14 protein-coding genes, 3 pseudogenes and 1 riboswitch are annotated in these 15,841 nt (G+C 71.4%); of the genes and pseudogenes, 9 read left to right on the top strand and 8 right to left on the bottom strand.

The window, feature by feature from the left end; translation table 11 throughout:
* Positions 1–319: 319 nt before the first annotated feature.
* Positions 320–1,135 carry an ion transporter gene (locus CP970_RS01445; protein ID WP_150492854.1) on the top strand — a complete coding sequence of 272 codons (816 nt, stop codon included), beginning with the start codon at positions 320–322 and terminating at the stop codon, positions 1,133–1,135.
* A gap of 38 nt (positions 1,136–1,173) precedes the next feature.
* On the opposite strand, the gene CP970_RS01440 is transcribed toward CP970_RS01445, so the two are convergent.
* From CP970_RS01440 to CP970_RS01420, 5 genes and pseudogenes are all read right to left on the bottom strand, one after another.
* On the bottom strand, positions 1,174–1,998 hold the full coding sequence (locus CP970_RS01440) for an ion transporter (RefSeq protein ID WP_224058135.1): 825 nt from the start codon (positions 1,996–1,998) through the stop codon (positions 1,174–1,176).
* A 143-nt stretch (positions 1,999–2,141) separates the two neighbouring features.
* Positions 2,142–3,038: an energy-coupling factor ABC transporter ATP-binding protein gene (locus CP970_RS01435; protein ID WP_055548170.1), complete on the bottom strand. Its 897-nt coding sequence runs from the start codon at positions 3,036–3,038 to the stop codon at positions 2,142–2,144.
* Entirely contained in the window at positions 3,035–3,784 is a 750-nt protein-coding gene (cbiQ, locus tag CP970_RS01430) for a cobalt ECF transporter T component CbiQ (protein WP_055548172.1), read from the bottom strand. Before cbiQ ends, CP970_RS01435 begins: the two co-directional genes overlap by 4 nt.
* A 6-nt stretch (positions 3,785–3,790) precedes the next feature.
* Positions 3,791–4,144, bottom strand: a complete 354-nt coding sequence (locus CP970_RS01425; RefSeq protein ID WP_055548174.1) for an energy-coupling factor ABC transporter substrate-binding protein — start codon at positions 4,142–4,144, stop codon at positions 3,791–3,793.
* Positions 4,144–4,862, bottom strand: a pseudogene (locus CP970_RS01420) (energy-coupling factor ABC transporter permease). Before CP970_RS01420 ends, CP970_RS01425 begins: the two are co-directional and overlap by 1 nt.
* Before the next feature lie 30 nt (positions 4,863–4,892).
* Positions 4,893–5,076: riboswitch (cobalamin riboswitch) on the bottom strand.
* A gap of 167 nt (positions 5,077–5,243) precedes the next feature.
* Here CP970_RS01420 and CP970_RS01415 point away from each other — a divergent pair.
* On the top strand, positions 5,244–5,765 hold the full coding sequence (locus CP970_RS01415; protein WP_055548176.1) for a methyltransferase family protein: 522 nt from the start codon (positions 5,244–5,246) through the stop codon (positions 5,763–5,765).
* Between the two features lie 13 nt (positions 5,766–5,778).
* Here CP970_RS01415 and CP970_RS01410 read toward each other — a convergent pair whose 3' ends face one another.
* Positions 5,779–6,666 carry a LysR family transcriptional regulator gene (locus CP970_RS01410; RefSeq protein ID WP_055548177.1) on the bottom strand — a complete coding sequence of 296 codons (888 nt, stop codon included), beginning with the start codon at positions 6,664–6,666 and terminating at the stop codon, positions 5,779–5,781.
* Positions 6,667–6,799: 133 nt separating this feature from the next.
* Here CP970_RS01410 and CP970_RS01405 point away from each other — a divergent pair, with 133 nt between their 5' ends.
* From CP970_RS01405 to CP970_RS44635, 7 genes and pseudogenes are all read left to right on the top strand, one after another.
* Positions 6,800–7,189: a VOC family protein gene (locus tag CP970_RS01405; protein WP_055548179.1), complete on the top strand. Its 390-nt coding sequence runs from the start codon at positions 6,800–6,802 to the stop codon at positions 7,187–7,189.
* 568 nt (positions 7,190–7,757) lie between these two features.
* Positions 7,758–8,191: pseudogene (locus CP970_RS45885) on the top strand (LCP family protein); the annotation flags it as partial.
* A gap of 33 nt (positions 8,192–8,224) precedes the next feature.
* Positions 8,225–8,854: a LytR C-terminal domain-containing protein gene (locus CP970_RS45880; protein WP_398656871.1), complete on the top strand. Its 630-nt coding sequence runs from the start codon at positions 8,225–8,227 to the stop codon at positions 8,852–8,854.
* Between the two features lie 199 nt (positions 8,855–9,053).
* Positions 9,054–9,824: a class I SAM-dependent methyltransferase gene (locus CP970_RS01395; protein WP_224058134.1), complete on the top strand. Its 771-nt coding sequence runs from the start codon at positions 9,054–9,056 to the stop codon at positions 9,822–9,824.
* Between the two features lie 110 nt (positions 9,825–9,934).
* The gene (locus CP970_RS01390) at positions 9,935–11,482 is read left to right on the top strand and encodes a carboxylesterase/lipase family protein (RefSeq protein ID WP_055548200.1); all 1,548 of its coding nucleotides are present in this window, start codon (positions 9,935–9,937) and stop codon (positions 11,480–11,482) included.
* Positions 11,483–11,568: 86 nt separating this feature from the next.
* The gene (locus tag CP970_RS01385; RefSeq protein ID WP_055548183.1) at positions 11,569–13,365 is read left to right on the top strand and encodes a carbamoyltransferase family protein; all 1,797 of its coding nucleotides are present in this window, start codon (positions 11,569–11,571) and stop codon (positions 13,363–13,365) included.
* Between the two features lie 38 nt (positions 13,366–13,403).
* Entirely contained in the window at positions 13,404–14,045 is a 642-nt protein-coding gene (locus CP970_RS44635) for a formylglycine-generating enzyme family protein (RefSeq protein WP_224059130.1), read from the top strand.
* A 29-nt stretch (positions 14,046–14,074) separates the two neighbouring features.
* Here CP970_RS44635 and CP970_RS01375 read toward each other — a convergent pair.
* Positions 14,075–15,295, bottom strand: a pseudogene (locus tag CP970_RS01375) (NAD(P)/FAD-dependent oxidoreductase); the annotation flags it as partial.
* Positions 15,295–15,618 (bottom strand): 2Fe-2S iron-sulfur cluster-binding protein, encoded by a 324-nt coding sequence (locus CP970_RS01370; RefSeq protein ID WP_055548187.1) that lies wholly within the window; start codon positions 15,616–15,618, stop codon positions 15,295–15,297. The gene CP970_RS01370 and the pseudogene CP970_RS01375, both read right to left, overlap by 1 nt.
* Positions 15,619–15,841 lie beyond the last annotated feature (223 nt).

The following is a 15,841-nucleotide window of genomic DNA, read 5'->3' as shown; positions in this document are numbered from 1 at the left end:
CATGCCCGCAAGTGCCGCCATGTGGGTGACGCGCACAGATTGAGTCGGAATCAGAAGGCGTACGACGGCGCTCCGCTTGGCGGGCGGAATCCACCGCGCACAAGGATCAGTACCATCCGCTGTACGGGTGGCAATGGGAGTGCTTCCGGTGTGGTCCTCGAAGTCAAGGACAGGCGTACCTGTGGCGTCTTAACTCGCCGACACATCACATGGATTGGGGCACGATGAAGTTCACTCTTCGCGTGTACGCGAGTCGTCGGCGTGTGCTCGCGGGCGCGTGCGCGCCCTCACCGAATCGCGCGGCTTCACGGTCGTCGTGATGTCAGCGATCCTGGGGAACGCCGTCCTTCTCGGCCTGGAGACATACTCCGGATTCGCCGAACGCTGGCATGCCCAACTGCACTTTCTGGAGGGCGGATTTCTCGCGGTCTTCACGGCCGAGGTCGTGCTGCGGATACTCGCCCACGCGGACCGTCCGCGGTTCTTCTTCCGCAACCCGTGGAACGTGTTCGACGCGGCCGTGGTGCTTTGCGCCTTCCTGCCCGTCCTCGGCGACAACACCACGCTCTTGCGCCTCCTGCGGCTGTTGCGGGTCCTGCGGACCGCCCGCTTCCTGCCCCAACTCCGTGTCATCGTCACGGCGTTGGGCAAGAGCGCGCCGGGCACCATCAGCTTCCTCGTGGTCGGCACGCTGCTGCTCTACGTGTACGCGATGGTGGGCTGGCTCTGCTTCGCCACCGCCGACCCCGCGCACTACGGATCGATCGGCAGGGCGGCGCTCACGTTGTTCATCCTCATGACGCTCGACGGTCTCGGTGAGGCGGTCCGCGCCGGACTCGACATCTCGCCGTGGTCCTTCGCCTACTACGCCTCGTACGTGCTGCTCAGCTCGTTCCTGCTGGTGAACCTGCTGATCGGCGTGGTCATCAACTCCCTCGACCAGGCCAGGGACTCTGAGCTGGAGAGGGGCTCCCAGGGCGAGTGCGGGCGCGAGCCCGATCGGGACCTCGCCCCCGATGCGGCCGACATCCAGGACCGGATCACCGCTGCCCGGCGGGCCCTGGACGACGCCGAGCGCCTCGTCCTGGAGAGCCTGCCGCGGCAGAAGGCCCGTGACGCACCGACGAACCGCTGACCGCCCCAGCCGGTGCGAGGGCACGGCCAGCCACCGCCTCAGCTCTTGCGCAGCCGTTCCGGCTGGGCCGGCACCAGCGGCAGCTGCTGTTCCAGTTGGTCGAGGCCCGCGCGCAGGGCGGCGATGCTCTCGTGGATCGCCGCGGGGTCCGGCTTCGGCGCCTGTGACGCGTTGAACGTTTCTTCGGAGACCCGAGCCTGGTCGAGGGAGTTGATCACCACGCCGATCAGCAGGTTCACCAAGAGGAACGAGCTGAGCAGTACGTACGAGGCGTAGTAGGCGAAGGACCACGGCGAGATGTCGAGTCCGGCGCGGACCGCCTCACCGAGACCGTCGAGCGTCATCAGGACGAAGAGGGTGATCACCGCGCGGCCCAGCGAGCCGTAGTGCTCCGGGTCGGCGGTGGCGAAGCAGGTCCAGCCGATCATGGCGTACAGATAGAGCACGAGTGAGCCGACCAGCAGGAAACTCGCCATGCCCGGCAGGCTCTTGCCGATGGCGTTGAGGATGATGCGGAGCTGGGGCAGGAAGCGCGCCGTGCGGATCACCCGGGCCAGCCGGAGCAGCCGCAGCACGGTGGAGTCCTGGCCGATGCCGGGCGTGAAGGCGCACAGCACGACGAGGGCGTCGAAGATGTTCCAGGGATTGCGGAAGAAGTCCGATGGGCGGTCCGCGTGGGCCAGGGCCCTGACGAGGATTTCCAGTGCGAAGAGTCCGAGCAGGACGTGTTCCACGATCCCGAGGGGCGTGGCCCAGCGGTGCGCGAACCCGGCGTAGGTCTCCACCCCCAGCAGTACCGCGTTCAGGGCGATGGCGCACATGGCCGTGTGGGAGAACCACGGTGCCTGGGTGAGGGAGTGCACGCGCTGTGCCACCAAGTGCTGCCGACCGGATGGGGTTTGGACGCCGGGCGTCATGTGCGGATGTCACTCCTCGCGTAGGTGCGGCCGATTTCCAGGGTTCCGCGATCACATATCCGAGGAACGCGCGGCACACACCGGGACGATCAAGGAGCCCTTCTTGCGGGGGACGGGGTGAACAGGTGCGCCAACTCCTCCGGGGTGCGCGGCGCCTCCTCCGTGGCGGGCAGCAGGCCCTGGCGGTGCAGCAGCTCCCGGACGGCGATGCCCCACGGCAGCTGGAGCCCCGCCCCGGCCAGGAGCTCCCGGTGGGCGAGCTGCTCCGCGACCGGGCCTGTGCGCACGCCCGACGGGGTGAGCAGCGCGGCGTCGTCGGCCCAGCGCAGCGCCAGGTCCACGTCGTGGGTCGCCATGACCACCGTCGTCCCCGCGTCGCGCAGCCGCCCCAGCGTGTCGAGGAGCCGTTCCTGTCCGTCGGGGTCGAGGCCCGCGGTCGGCTCGTCGAGGATCAGCACGCGGGGGCGCATCGCGACGGCGCCCGCGATGGCGGTGCGCTTGCGCTGGCCGTAGGAGAGGAGATGGGTGGGGCGGTCCGCGAGCGCGGTGATGTCGAGCGCGGCGAGCGCCTCGGCGACGCGTGCGCGGACCTCCGCGTCGGGCAGCCCCAGGTTCAACGGGCCGAAGGACACGTCCTGTTCGACCGAAGCGGCGAAGAGCTGGTCGTCGGGATCCTGCACGACCAGCTGGACGGTGGTGCGCAGCCGCGTCAGACCCTTGCGGTCGTACGACACGGGGACGCCCTGGAGCGTCAGGCCGCCCGCCGCCGGGCGAAGGCCGCCGCTGAGCAGCCGCATGAGCGTGGTCTTGCCGCTGCCGTTGCGGCCGAGCAGTGCGAGCGCACGGCCCGCCACGACGTCGAAGTCCAGGCCGCTGAGGACGGTGGGCCCCTCCTCGTAGGCGTAGGAGACGCCGCGCAGCGCGACCAGGGACGCGGCGCCCGGTGCGTCGGGGGAGCTCGCGCGAGGAGCGCTGGGCTCGCTCATGGAAGAAGCCTTTCCAGTACGAGGGTGAGTGCCGCCAGCGCCACGAGCAGGACGGCGCTCGCGGCCACGAAGCGCCGTGAGACGCGGGCCTCGGGCACCAGTACGCGCAGGGTGCCGTCGTAGCCGCGCCCCGCGAGCCCGGCCTGCAGACGGCCCGCCCGGTCGAAGGCCCGCACGAACGCGGTGGCGCCGAGACCGCCGAGCGAACGCCAGGTGGCGGCCCGTGTGGTGTGGCCGAGGCGGGCCGCCTGCGCCTGCCGGATCCGGCCCATGGAGTCCAGGAGCAGGAAGCTCATCCGGTACGTCACGAGCGCCACGTCGACGACCGGCGCGGGCACCCCGGCCTTGACCAGGCGGGGCAGCAGGTCCGACATGGGCGTGGTGAACGCGAACAGGAGCACCCCGAGCGAGGCCGCAGAGGTCCGCAGGAGCAGCCCGCCCGCGCGCGCCGGGCCGCCGTCGGCGAGCGTGACGAACCCGTCGGGCCCGCCGACCTGGACGAGCAGGGTCACGGCGCCGGTGACGCAGAAGCCGAGCGGCACGCGGTAGGCACGCCACAGTTTGCGCGGCGGCACACCGGCCGGGCCGAGCAGCACGGCGAGCGCGGCGGTCAGGACGAGGACGGCGCCGGGCCAGGGCGGCAGCGAGATGGCGAGCACGGTGAGGCCGAGCCCGAGCACGGCCTTGTCCACGGGATGGCGGCGGCGCCAGCGACTGCTGTGCGCCGCCGCGTCGATGGGCAGCACGCGGGGTCAGACCTCTTCGGTCTCGGGGCGCGCGCCCTCCGCGTCGTCCTGCGCGCGCACGCGCTCCGCGCCCTGGCGACGCCCCCTGCGCAGCCCGAAGTAGTACGCGAGCACGCCCGCGCCGAGGGCCGCCTGCAGCGCGAACAGCGCCGATTCGACCTCCCCGGAGGGCGGCTCGTACAGGGGCGAGAACCAGGGCTTGTAGTCCGGCTTGATCTCGGTGATCGCCGACTCGGCCTGCGCGTCGGCACCGGCGAACGGCTCTTCCTTGTCGTCGCCGAGGCCGAGTGCCAGGGGCAGCACCGCGAGCGCGGCGACGATGAGGAGCAGCAGCGTATTGATCTTCGCGTTCCGGTTCATCAGGCACCGGCCCCCGTCTTCTCCGTCTTGATCACGGCACTCTCCGCACCGGCCTTGCGCTGAAGCAGGACGCCGAGCCGGGTGAGTTCGCCCTTGCTGGACTGCACGAGCAGCCGCATCACCACGACGGTGAGCAGGCCCTCGCTGACGGCCAGCGGGATCTGCGTGACGGCGAAGATGCCGCCGAACTTGCCGAGCGCGCCGAAGAATCCGCTGCTGGGGTCGGGGAAGGCCAGGGCCAGCTGGACACTGGTGACGCAGTACGTGGAGAGGTCGGCGACGAAGGCGCCGAAGAACACGGCGACCATCAGCGGCACGTCGTACCGCTTGAGGAGCCGGTAGACGGCGTATCCGGCCCAGGGCCCGACGATCGCCATCGAGAAGACGTTGGCCCCGAGCGTGGTGAGCCCGCCGTGGGCGAGCAGCAGGGCCTGGAACAGCAGCGTGATGGTGCCGAGCACGGTCATGATCGGCGGCCGGAACAAGATGGCGCCGAGCCCGGTCCCCGTCGGGTGCGAACAACTGCCCGTCACCGAGGGGATCTTCAGGGCGGAGAGGACGAAAGTGAAGGCTCCGGAGGCACCGAGGAGCAGGGTGCTCTCCGGTGTTCCTTGACTTCACGGGTCAGGGAACGGACTCCGTGGACGACGAACGGCGCGGACGCTACGCCCCAGGCGATCGCGTGCGCCGGTGGGAGGAAACCCTCGGCTATGTGCATGGCTCGGCAGACCCTCTCCAGCACCTCGTGGATGGACAACGCGCCTTGGCCGGTCTCCTGGCTGACGGGTCGTACCGACCGGACTCCGCCTTCCCGGGGGCTTGCGCACCCAGTGGCTGCCGCGAGGGCTGGAGCCGGACTTCCCGATCACAGTGGCGAGGGCCGCACCGGCATCACACCGGATTTCCCGTTCACCAAGGCGTCGTGACAGTAGTCCGCAACTGATCAAACTGACAACCTGCGCATGGGGAGCGGCGGAGGCGCGCGCCAGCGCACGCCCGCACGTCGTACGCCCCGTGAGCGGGGCGGCACCTTCATGCCTTCCTGCCGTATCCCGTCGCGGACCTTCCGGCGGAGCACCAGGTCTCGCATGCTGATGTCATGCGTCAGGGTGTGGCAGCCGTCGGCAGCGTGGTCTTCTTCGTGGTGGCACCGGGGGTGGTGACCGGCGTGGTGCCGTGGTGGCTCTCGGACGCCTGGTCGGCCGGCGGTTCCTGGAACTGGTCGGTGGGCGCGCTCGGTTGGGCCCTGCTGCTCGGCTCGGCGGCGCTCCTCGTGCACTCCTTCGGCCGTTTCGTGGCGCAGGGCCTTGGTACGCCCGCTCCGGTGGCGCCCACGGAACGCCTGGTGATCACCGGCGCCTACCGCTACGTGCGCAACCCGATGTACGTGGCGGTCGTCGCGCTCATCCTGGCCCAGGGCCTGGTCCTCGCGCGGCCCCTGCTGCTCGGCTACGGCCTGGTGGCGTGGGCGGTGATGGCCACGTTCGTCCGCGCCTATGAAGAGCCCACGCTGCGGCGGCAGTTCGGAGCGGAGTACGAGGTGTACCAGGGCGTGGTGCGGGCGTGGATCCCCGGACTGCGGGCGTACGAACCGGCGGCCCGCCCGGCGGACGGCCGCTAGCCGGCGCCGCCGGTCATGCGGCGGGCAGCCGCGTGTCGACGTCGAGGAGCGCGAGGAACGCGGCGGCCGCGGGGGACGGGGCGGCGCGGCTCCAGACGAGGCGTTCCACCCGGACGGGACCGTTGGTGAGGGGCACGCCGCGCAGGCCGTGGAGTCCGGCGGCGAACAGTTCGGGCAGCAGGGCGATGCCGAGTCCGTTGCGGACCATCCGGGCCATGAGCTCCACGCCGGACACCTCGAAGGCGACCTCACGGCGCAGGCCCGCCGCCGCGAAGGCCGCGTCCGACTGGGCGCGGGCCGCGCTGCCGTCGGCGAAGTCCACGAACAGTTCGCCGGCGAGCGCGCCGAGGTCCACCCTGTCCCGCGTGGCGAGGGGGTGGTCGGGGGCGACCACGGCGACGTGCCGCCCCAGGGCGAGCTCCCGGTCGCGGACGCCCTGGGTGCGGAACCCGGGCGGCACCCCGAGGAACGCCGCGTCCAGGGCGCCGTCCCGCACCTGCCCGACGAGCCGTTCGCTGGCCCCGGCCCGTAGGTGGATCCGGACCTGGGGGTAGCGCCTGCGGAAGTCCCCGAGGATCGCGGGGAGATCGACGGCCGTCACGGTGGGGATCGAGCCGACGGTCAGCGTGCCGCGTATCTGGCCGGAGGCCGCCGCGACCTCCGCGCGGGCCCGTTCGGCCGCCTCCAGGGCCTGGCGGGCCGCGGGCAGGAAGGCCTCTCCCGCTGCGGTGAGCCGCACCCGGCGGCTGGTCCGCTCGAACAGCCTGGCGCCCAGCTCCTTTTCGAGACGCGCCACCTGGTGGCTGAGCGCGGACTGGACGACGTGACACCGCTCGGCGGCCCGGGTGAAGCCACCGGTCTCGGCCACGGCGACGACGTAGCGCATCTGCTGGAGGTCCATTGATCCATCGTGGAACACGATGGATCCCGATGACAAGCATGTGTTGGACCGATGGATGCCTGCTCGGCGATGCTGAACGCACCCGGCGGGCGCGGCACTCGGCGCCCCCGCTCCTACCTCGTGGAGACACCTCATGCGCGTGATCGCCTTCGACCACCTCGTCCTGAACGTCGCCGACATCGAGCGTTCCCTCGACTTCTACACCGGCCCGCTGGGCCTCGAACCGGTGCGCGTCGACGAGTGGCGGGAGGGCAAGGTCCCCTTCCCGTCCGTGCGGGTCAGCTCGACCACCATCATCGACCTCGTGGTGGGGCCCGACGGGCAGCGGCAGGGGTCCAACGTCGACCACATCTGCCTGGTCGTGGAGCCGCTCGACTGGCAGGAGGTCATCGAATCGGGCGTCTTCACGGTCCTGGACGGTCCCGGCGAGCGCTTCGGCGCCAGGGGTACGGCGCTCTCCCTCTACGTGCGGGACCCGGACGGCAACACCGTGGAGCTGCGCTGGTATCCGGCGGCGGGCTGAACGTCCTGACGCACCCGTCACTCCCGTTCCCTCAGGTTGTCCAGGTAAGTTGCCCAGAGCTCGCTCCTGGCGATTTCCGCCGAAGAGGGATGCTGTGCGGCTCCGGATCGCTTGCTTCTACAAGACTGTAGAGTTCCGGCATTCGACTCGATCGGGTGATCTGTGATGCCGCGCGACAGTCGTGTGACGGGTGAGATCTGGAGGTTCGCGGGTGGGTGGACTGGCGCACGCAGACGCGGTCAGGGCCGGGACGGTTCGAGGGCGGTCCGCAGCGCGGTTCGCGGGGTGGCTCGCGGGGCGGTCCCAAGCCCGGCTCGGCCCGGCTGACGAGGCGGGACGGATCCTGCTCTGGGTCGCGGCCTCGTTCTCGGTACTGATCCTCGCGGTGGCCGGGATCGGCGCGTGGATATACACGGATCTCGACAACAACATCCACGCGGCGGACGTCGACAACAAGCTCGGCGGTGACCGCCCCGAGAACCTCAGCCCGGGCTCGAAGAACATCCTGGTCGTCGGCTCGGACAGCCGCGACGGCGCCAACGCCAAGTACGGCAAGAACCTGACGACCATGCAGTCGGACACGCTGATGGTCGTGCACATCCCCGCCGACCGGAAGTGGGCCACCGTCGTCTCCTTCCCGCGCGACTCCTGGGTCCAGATCCCCGCCTGCGACAAGGGCGACGGCAGCACGGCCGCCACCCACCACTTCAAGATCAACGAGGCGTTCTCGATCGGCGGGAGCACCGGCGAGGTCGCGAGCGCGGCCGCCTGCACCATAAAGACCATCGAGGCGCGCACCGGCCTGCGCATGGACCACTTCATGTCCGTCGACTTCCAGGGCTTCAAGGCATGGTCAATGCCCTCGACGGCATCGAGGTCTGCCCCGAGCAGGCGATCCACGACAAGAAGGCCCACCTCGACATGGACGCGGGCTGCCAGACGGTCAAGGACGAGAAGGCGCTGGGCTACGTACGCACGCGCTACAGCGTCGGCGACGGCTCGGACCTCGGACGCATCGGCCGCCAGCAGGAGTTCATGGACGCGCTGGCCTCGAAGGCCCAGTCCAAGCTCACCAGCCCCAAGTCCCTCTACGACTTCCTGCAGTCCGCCACCAAGTCCCTCACCACGGACAAGCCCCTGGCGGGCATCAAGCCGCTCTACGGCCTCGCCTCCGAACTCAAGGGCATCCCCGAGGACCGGCTGACCTTCCTCACCGTGCCGAACTACCCGCGTGAGGCCGACGTGCCCACCGACAAGGCGAACGTGTCGTGGCAGTTCCCGCAGGCCGCCGACCTGTTCACCTCCCTGGCCACGGACAAGGAGGTCGGGAAGGACAGGAAGAAGGCGCTGGAGAAGTCCGCGAAGGAGCCGGTCTACGCGTCGACGGTGAGCGTGCGCGTCCTCAACGGCACCGGTGAGGGAGGCCGCGCGGCCAAGGTCGCCGAGCAGCTCCGCGACGCGGGCTTCAAGGTCGAATCCACCGGCAACGCGCCCGCCGATTCCCGTACGACCACGATCGGCTACCCCGAGGGCGCCAAGAGCCGGGCCGATGTGCTGGCCTCGCGCCTGCCCGGGGTGCGCGCCACCGCACAGGCCGCGGATTCCGCCGCCGCGCCCGGCGTCGTGACGCTCACGGTGGGCAAGGAGTTCGACGGCTTGCGGTGACCGCGCCCGGCGGGGGGGGGGGAATCCGCCGACACAACCTCCAAATGCGACGACGCACATGCCACACTCCTTGGCTGATCAGCCAAGCATCAGCCAGGTACCTATGAGATTGACCGTGGCAGATGCAAGATGGGACATGTTGTTCGGGGCGCGGATGACGGCGCCCCGGCAGGCCCACCAGGCGAGGTCTCCCATGGTCATGCGCACTCACGACGGCAGCGCCGGCGACGTCGACTACGGCTCCCTCGGACCCGGCTACGCGACCTATCGCCGCCCCGACGAGCGCATCGCCCACGTCATCGCCCAGGCACTCGGCGACGCCCGCTCCGTCCTCAACGTCGGCGCGGGCACCGGGTCGTACGAGACCGAGGCGCACGCGATCACCGCCGTCGAGCCGTCACTGGCCATGCGGGCCATGCGCCCGGCCCGGCTCGCCACCGCGATCGACGCCGTCGCCGAGGACCTGCCCTTCGCCGACGTGGAGTTCGACGCGTCGATGACCCTCTTCAGCGTCCACCAGTGGTCCGACGCCGCGGCCGGACTGCGCGAGATGCGACGCGTCACGCGCGGCCCCGTCGCCGTACTGACCTGCGACCCCGCGCGCGTGCGGGACTTCTGGCTCTACGAGTACGCCCCGGACGTCCTGGAGACCGAGGCCCGCCGCTACCCGCCCCTGCGCCTGCTCACCGCCGCGCTCGGCGGCACCACCACGGTCGAGTCCGTCCCCATCCCGCTGGACTGCACCGACGGCTTCAACGAGGCGTACTACGGCCGCCCCGAACTCCTCCTCGACCCCGCGGCCCGCCAGGCCTGCTCGGCCTGGAGCTTCGTCGACGACCGCGCCCGCCAGGACTTCGACACCTCCCTGCGCCGCGCCCTGGGATCGGGCGCCTGGGACGACGCCTTCGGCCACCTGCGCGGCCGGCCGACCTACGACGGGTCGCTCGTCCTCCTGCGCGCCACCCCCTGACCCGGCGCGGCCCGGGATAATTCGGTCGCCTCCGCCCGGACTTTCCGGTGAACTGAACGCCGCACCGAGTCCAGGACCGATCGATGGCCTTCTTCCGAGAGGAAGCCGTGATGCCCGGTACCGCTCCGCAGCAGCAGCCGTCCCACTCCCCGTCCGATCCGGTGGTCCGCACCGCGGCGGGAGCGCTGCGCGGCAGCAGAGAGGGCGGCGTGGCCGTCTTCCGGGGAATCCCGTACGCCGAACCGCCCGTGGGAGCGCTGCGGTTCGCCGCGCCGAGGGCGGTGCGCGGTTGGGCGGGGACACGCGACGCGGCCGCGTTCGGGCCGCCTCCGCCGCAGGCCGGGGTGTTCGGGATGGACGCGCTCGCGCGGGCGTCGGCGGGCGACGACTGGCTGACGGTCAACGTCTGGTCGCCCGACGCGGCGCCCGGCGCGGGACTGCCGGTCCTCGTGTGGATCCAGGGCGGCGCGTACGTGATCGGCATGTCCGGGCTGCCCGAGTACGACGGCGGTCGCCTGGCGCGCGAGGGCGGCGTCGTCGTGGTGACGTTCAACTACCGCGTGGGCATCGAGGGTTTCGCCCGTATCGAAGGCGCACCGGACAACCGCGGCCTGCTCGATCAGGTCGCCGCGCTGGAGTGGGTCCGTGACCACATCCGGGCGTTCGGCGGGGACCCGGCCCAGGTCACGGTCTTCGGGCAGTCGGCGGGCGGCGGTTCGATCGCCGCGCTGCTCGCGATGGGGCACGGGGGCGGGCTCTTCCGCGGGGCCGTCGCCCAGAGCGTGCCGGGCACGTTCTTCACGCCGGAACTCGCCGCGGACATCGCCGGGGCCTGTGCGGCCGAGCTGGGGCTCCGGCCCTCGACCGGCGATCTGTCGGCCGTGGACCCGGCGGCGCTCGCCGCCGCGGGGGACGCGCTCACCGCCAAGCTCGGCCAGTGGGTGGGGCGTTGGGGACAACCGGCGTACCGGACGATCCCGTTCGCGCCCGTCGTCGACGGTGACGTCCTGCCCGCCACGCCCTGGCAGGCGCTTGCCGCGGGTGCGGGCCGGGACGTCGCGCTCATCGTCGGCCACACACGCGACGAGCAGCGGCTGTTCACCGTGGTGGAGGGGCTGCTCGGCGAGGTGAGCGACGAGCGGGCCGCGTCCGCCCTGGAGGCCCTCGCGCCAGGACCGGACGGCCCGCGACGCTACCGGGAGGCGTTCGCGGCGGCGGGCCCTCAGGAGCTGTACGAACTGGTCAACTCCGACTGGCTGTTCCGCATGCCGTCGCTCCATCTCGCGCGGGCCCAGACCGAGGGCGGCGGCCGCGCCCACCTGTTCGAGCTGAGCTGGCCCGCACCGGGCATGGACGGCATCTTCGGTGCCTGCCACGGCCTCGACGTACCGCTCGTCTTCGGCAACCTCGCCCACGGCCAGACCGCCGCACTGCTCGGCGAGGCATCCCCGGCGGCGGCGGAACTGTCGGCGCGCATGCGCCACGCGTGGACGGCCTTCGCCGCCCACGGCGATCCGGGATGGCCTCCGTACGACACGACGCGGCACCCGACCCGCCTCTTCGACGCGCCTCCGACCGTCGCCCCCTACCCGGAGGAGGCATCGCGGCTGCTGTGGCAGGAACACGACTTCGAGGCGCTGCCACTGATCACACCCTGACCACGCGTCACATCTATCCCTCCCGTACCGGCGCCCAGTAGCGTGCTCTTCCGCCGCGACCGTCGTGCTTGGGAGGCTGAGGGCCAGTGATCGTGCTCGGTTACAACGGGTTCACCAGGGGCGCGGAGCTCTTCGGACGGCTCTACGGGGCGACCGGCGTCGGCCGCAACCTCCTGGTGGGGCACGACGCGGCGGCGGCCCTGGTGATCGACGGCGAGGTGGTCGCCGCGGTCGAGGAGGAGCGGCTGAGCCGGGTCAAGAAGACCTCCGACTTTCCGGCGCAGGCGATCCGCTGGTGCCTGGACTCCGCCGGTGTCGATCTCGACCAGGTGGACGTCTTCGCCTTCCCCTGGCGCTTCTCGTCGGCCGTCGCCGAGGAGATGATCGCGAAGATATGTGACGCCGAGCTGCCGGTCGCGGCGAAGTTCGACTCGCTGCGGCGCACGGGCGAGCTGTACACCGGCATGCTCGCCAGGGACGCGGTGTACAGCGACTTCGTGCAGCGCACGGGGTACCGCCTCGACCCGAACAAGCTCGCCCTGGTGCCCCACCACCTGGCCCACCTGATGTGCGGCGCCTACCTGGCGGGCGGGGGCGATGCCGCGTTCCTGGTGAGCGACGGCCGGGCGGAGACCCTGTCGGCCGTCATGGGCGAGCTGCGCGACGGCGTGGTCAAGCGCTTCGACGAGGGCACCGTCGACATGGCGAGCTCGCTCGGCGTGGCCTACGGCAGGATCACCCGCTACCTGGGCTTCGTGCCGAACAACGACGAGTACAAGGTGATGGGCCTGGCCGCGTACGGTCCGCCGCCCCAGCACAACCCGCTGCTCGAACGCGTCGTGCGGCTGCACGAGGGCGGCTCGTACACGATCTCCGTGCCCCCGGACGTCCAGGAGTACTGCGCCCTGTTCGACGGCATCTTCGGCGGCGACAGCGAGAAGCGCGAGGAGTTCGACTTCCGGGTCAAGGTCGCGGGTCTCGCCCAGCACATGGTCGAGGCCGTCACCGCCCATCAGCTGCGGGCGCTGACCGCGGTCTCCGGCCTGGACACCTTGCTCTTCGAGGGCGGACTCGCCCTGAACTGCGTGGCCAATACGAAGATGCTGGAGAGGTCGTCGTTCACCGACATGGAGGTGAGCTTCGGGGCCAGCGACCCGGGCGTCGCCATCGGCGCCGCCGTGTACACCGCGGGCCTCAGGAACCGTCCCGCCGACGCGGTCACCACCCCCTACCTCGGACCCTCGTACGGCGAAGGGCGCATCCTCGACGCCCTGGAGGCATACGGCGACCGCGTGGAGTGGCAGCGGGAGCCCGACGCCGCGTCCGTCGCCGGGCGGACGGCGGAACTGCTCGCGGAGAAGAACGTCGTGGGCTGGTTCCAGGGCCGCGCCGAGTTCGGGCCGCGCGCCCTGGGCAGCCGCAGCATCCTCGCCAGCCCGGCCTTCCCCGACATCAAGGACATCATCAACCTCCGGGTCAAACACCGGGAGCCGTTCCGCCCGTTCGCGCCCGTCGTCCTGGAGTCCGAGGCGCCGCGCGTCTTCGAGATGGGCAAGAAGACCTCGTCCCCGTACATGACGTTCGTCTTCCCGGTGCGCAAGGAGTACCAGGAGCGCATCCCCGGTGCCTGCCACGTCGACGGCACGGCGCGCGTCCAGACGGTCGACGAGCGCCAGAACCCCGAACTCGCCGCGCTGCTCGGCGCCTTCACGGCCCTGACGGACGTGCCCTGCCTCCTCAACACCTCCTTCAACGTGGCGGGCGAGCCCATCGTCTGCTCCCCGCGGGACGCGCTGGACTGCTTCCTCGCGACCGAGATCGACTACTTGGTCATCGACCGGTTCGTCGTCACCAAGCGTGAGGGCCCCGGTAAGATGACTTGATCATGGAAAGCAGCGTGCCGATCGAGACGACCGCACCGATGACCGCGGTGCCGGGGGGACGGGTCACGCTGTCCGACCGGCGCACCCGACGCAGCTGGACGGTCGACGTGGCGCCCTGTCGACTCGGTACGTTTCCGGTCACCCGGGCCTTGTACGCGCGAGTCGGCGCAGGTCCCGTGGCCAACGCCGCCGAGCGGCCGGTGGAGAGCGTCTCCTGGTGGGACGCCGTCCGCTTCTGCAACGCCTTGTCCCTGCGCGACGGCTTCAGGCCCGCCTACCGCATCGGCGCCGACGGCGAGGACATCGGCTGGGACACCTCCGCCGACGGCTACCGGCTGCCGACGGAGGCCGAGTGGGAGCACGCCTGCCGCGCCGGTACGAGCGGGCCGCGCTACGGCCCGCTCGACGACATCGCCTGGTACCGCGACAACTCGGGGGAGCGGGCCCACGCGGTGGGCGGCAGGCGGCCCAACGCGTGGGGCCTGCACGACATGCTCGGCAACGTCTGGGAGTGGTGCTGGGACGTGTACGACGCCGAGGTCTACGGCTCCTACCGGGTACTGCGCGGCGGCGGCTGGTTCGACGAGCGGTGGAGCTGCCGTGCCTCCGTACGCCGCCGCAGTCCCCCCACCTTCCAGGTCGACGACGTGGGCTTCCGGCTCGCCCGCTCCGCCGGCTGACCCGCCGAGAGATGTCCCTTGAGGGTGAATCCCGGCGCGGACGCCTCGCCGGGGGCCAACGGCACGCGCCCGTCCAGGAGTCGACGGGCCGCGAGGTGGTCGCGGCGGCGGTTGACCGACTCGACCGCGCACAGCTCGTCCCCGTCGAAGAGGAGCACCGAGAACGCGTCGGGTCCCTCGCCGAGCACCACCTCGGAGTCGTGACCCTCGTCAAGTCCCGCTATCTGCAGTGTCGTTGAGAACTGATCGCTCCAGAACCAGGGCAGTTCGTCGTACGTACGGGACGGCGGCGCCCCGGTCAGCCGCTCGGCGACGAGCCGGGCGTGGCCGACGGCGTTCTGCACCGATTCGAGCCGCAGCCGGTTCCCGGAGCGCATGTGTCGGAACGCCGCGCAGTCCCCGACGGCCGAGATGCGCGGATCGCCGGTCAGCAGCCGGGAGTCGACGGCGATGCCGCCGTCCACCACGAGCCCCGCGGCGGCGGCCAGTTCGGTGTTCGGGGTGACGCCGACGCCGGTCAGGACCAGGTCGGCGGGGAGCAGTCGGCCGTCGGCCAGCTCCACCTCCGACACGCCCCCGCGGCCGCCGCCGCGCACCGCCGCGACCCCGTGGCCGCACAGCACCCGGGTGCCCGCTTCGCGGTGCAGCCGGGTGAAGTACGCGGCGGTACGGGCGGACACGGCCCGCGCGAGCGGCCGGTCGCACGCCTCGACGACCATCACCTCGCGCCCCGACTCCCTTGCCACCGCGGCGAATTCGAGCCCGATGAACCCCGCGCCCACCACGACCGCGCGGCGTGCGGCGGCGAGTGACTGCCGCAGTGCGGTGGCATCCCGCGCGGTGCGCAACGTGTGCACGCCGCGCAGCCCGGCACCCGGCACGTCGAGGGTGCGCGGCCGGGCCCCGGTGGCCAGCACGAGATGGTCGTACGCGTACGTGGAGCCGTCGGCGAGGCCGACCGTGCGCGTGCCCCGGTCGACGGCCGTCACGGTGCCCGCGACCAGGTCGATGTCCTGGCGCACGTAGTAGGTGGCGGGCCGCAGCCACAACTGGGCGCCGCCCTCCAGGTAGGTGTCGTCCTTGAGGAACGACTTGGACAGGGGCGGGCGTTCGTAGGGAAGTGCGTCCTCGGCGCTGATGAGCGTGATGCGTCCGGTGTGGCCGTACTCGCGAAGGGACGCCGCCGTCTGGAAGCCGCCCTGTCCCGCGCCGACGATGACGACGGAGGCGGGAGGCGTGCCGGGCGCCATCAGTTCTGCCGTTCCGGAAGGCGGACGATCAAACCGTCCAGGTCGTCGGTCACCGTGAGCTGGCAGCTCAGGCGGCTGGTGTCGAGGCGCGGTGACGCGGTGAAGTCGAGCATGTCGTCCTCGTCGGGCCCGGCGGCGGGCAGGCGGTCGGCGGTCGTCTCGTCCACATAGACGTGGCAGGTGGCGCACTGCGCGTTGCCGCCGCACTGGGCGACGATGCCGTCGACGTCGTTGAAGACGGCGCCGCGCATGACGCTCGTGCCGACGGGGACTTCGATCGTCCGCGTGGTCTCGTCGACGGACACGTAGGTGATTTTGGGCATGACGGAACTCCTCGACGGCGTCCGGGCGGCGCGCGAGGGCCCTGGGAGGGCAGCGGGGCGCGCCGGACAGGATGCCGGGCAGGTGGTGTCGAATGAGGGAGTGGGTGACCGGTGACCGGTGGCCCGTGGTGATGGCCGGTGGGGGACGCGACACCCCTGCCGACTCGCGGCCGCGCACCGGTCGCCTGGACACGCGACGTCCTGGGCCGGAACTGTGGCAGCG

The organism is Streptomyces kanamyceticus (genome assembly GCF_008704495.1).
GTDB lineage: Bacteria > Actinomycetota > Actinomycetes > Streptomycetales > Streptomycetaceae > Streptomyces > Streptomyces kanamyceticus.
Note: the sequence above shows the minus strand (reverse complement) of the source record. Positions and strands in the feature narration are given on the sequence as shown.